At 63.1% G+C, this 2026-nt stretch carries 2 protein-coding genes; both read right to left on the bottom strand.

Going from position 1 to position 2026, the window contains the following annotated elements:
* The coding region (gene tilS / locus ABI213_RS11350; RefSeq protein WP_348027131.1) for a tRNA lysidine(34) synthetase TilS at positions 1-560 on the bottom strand (560 nt) is incomplete at its 3' end.
* Between the two features lie 6 nt (positions 561-566).
* Entirely contained in the window at positions 567-2024 is a 1458-nt protein-coding gene (locus ABI213_RS11345; RefSeq protein ID WP_348027129.1) for a sensor domain-containing diguanylate cyclase, read from the bottom strand.
* Positions 2025-2026: the final 2 nt, after the last annotated feature.

The raw sequence follows: 2026 nt of genomic DNA, 5'->3' as shown, positions 1-2026 counted from the left end.
TTGGTCGGGTCTGTCACATATGCCACACCGCGCTGCGCCAGCCAATCGCGGATGTGATCGGCCCGCACGCCCAGCAGCGGGCGGTGGTAGTGGATGCCGTCGCGCGCCCAGCTTGCAGGCATACAGGCCAGCCCTGGCAGGCCCGCACCCCGGCTCAGGGCCAGCAGCAAGGTCTCCACCTGGTCGTCTGCATGCTGGGCCAATACTATGGTTTTGATAGCTGCCTGCGCAGGCACTTCCTGCGCCAGGGCCCTAAAAGCCTTATAACGTGCTTTGCGGGCTGCGTCCTCCGGGCTCTCGCCGGGCGCGGGCTGTGCATCCACACGCACCACCTGCAGCGGCACCCGCAGCCCGGCGCAAAAAGCTTCGCAGTGCCGCACAAAATCATCGGCCGCGGCCTGCAGCCCGTGGTGGATATGCACGGCCTGCACCTGGCCTGGCCAGCGCTCGGCACAGGCAAGAAGCAAGGCGGTGGAATCCGCGCCGCCGCTGAACGCCACCGCCAACGGCAGCGTGGTCGGCGCAAAAGCCTGCACGGCTTCAACCAGGGTGTGGCCCATTGCAGCTTAGCCGCCGTGCCCGCGCCGCTCGATGTGCTGCTCTTGGTAGTAGCGGGTTTTTTCGACGTACATGGCACGGTCGGCCCGAATCAACGTGGCTTCAAGTTGGTCACTGGCACTGCAGGTGGCCATGCCGATGGCGATGCTGAGCTTGTGGCCGGAATAGAACTGGTTGTTGAGTTCCAGCATCGAGTGAATGCGGTCAATAGTGGCCTGCGCCCCGCGCTCGTCGGTGCCGGGCAAGAGCATGGCAAATTCATCGCCACCGGTACGCGCGGCACAGGCCTGCGGACTCGCCACCTTGCCAAACACCTCACCCGCGCGCCGCAGCAGCGCATCTCCCGCCACATGGCCGTGTTCGTCGTTAATTTGCTTGAGCCCGTTCAGGTCCATCACCAGCACCGTCAGCGGCCACGGGCCCTTGCGCGACAGCCGGTTCAGCTCGTCCATATAGAAGGCCCGGTTGCGCAGTTGCGTCAGCGAGTCGTGCTTGCCCAGGTATTCCAGGTAGGCCTCGGCCTTCTTGCGCGCGGTGATGTCGACCAGCGACACCAGCACCAGGTCCCATTCGGCCAGATGCCCGGGCAGCACGGCAAACTGCATGTGGATGTTGACCAGGTCGCCGCTGAGCCGGTAGTTGACCACCTCGCGCGTCAAGGTGGTCTTGCCGTGCCACAACTCGATCAGTTGCTCGGCAAAAGAGTCGCGCATTTCCCCCCGAAACACCTCGCCCAGGCGGGCCAGCAGTTCGGCCTTGTTCTGGGCCCCCAACCTGGTGAGGGTTTGCTGGTTCACGTCGATGACGCGGATTTCCTGCATGCAGCGCGATACGAATTCGGGGTGCACGTTGATGAAGGTGCGAAAGTCTTCGATGCCGCGCATGCGCACGTCTTCGATCAACCGTTTCACCGCGCTGAAGTCTTCCACCCACAGCGACACCGGGGAGTAGTCAAACAGATTGCGTGCATGCTGTTCGCTGGTGGCCAGCAGAGTCGAGGTTTGCAGCTCCTGGGTGATGTCTTGCAGCGACACCATCACGCGGTCCCAACGCTCTTCGTGGCCTTGCAGCACGCGGGCTTGTACTTTCACGTCGAGGCGGCGGCCGTCCAGCGTGTAATTCACGGTTTGCACCGCAAAGCCGAGTTGCCCCTCCCACATCGGAATCATCTGCTGCGCCAGGTGGTCCAACATGTCGCCGCGAAACACCTGCGACAAATTGGCCAGCAAATGCGCTTGGCTGCTGGCACCAAACAGCTCCAGCGTGCGTTGGTTGACCTCCAGCACTTGCAGCGATGCCGCACATTCGGCCAGACATTCGGGCACCACCGCGATGTGTGCACGCAGATCGGTAATGCCCTCGGCACGCCAGCGGTCAAACAAACTTCTGAGTGCGCTGAAATCCTCCAGCCACAGGGACACAGGTGCCAGCGCGAACAGTTGGGTGTAGTCGGCCGGGGAAGACAGTT

It is taken from the genome of Rhodoferax sp. (assembly GCF_039922535.1).
Classification (GTDB): domain Bacteria; phylum Pseudomonadota; class Gammaproteobacteria; order Burkholderiales; family Burkholderiaceae_C; genus Rhodoferax_B.
This window is presented reverse-complemented; position numbering and strand designations above follow the sequence as displayed.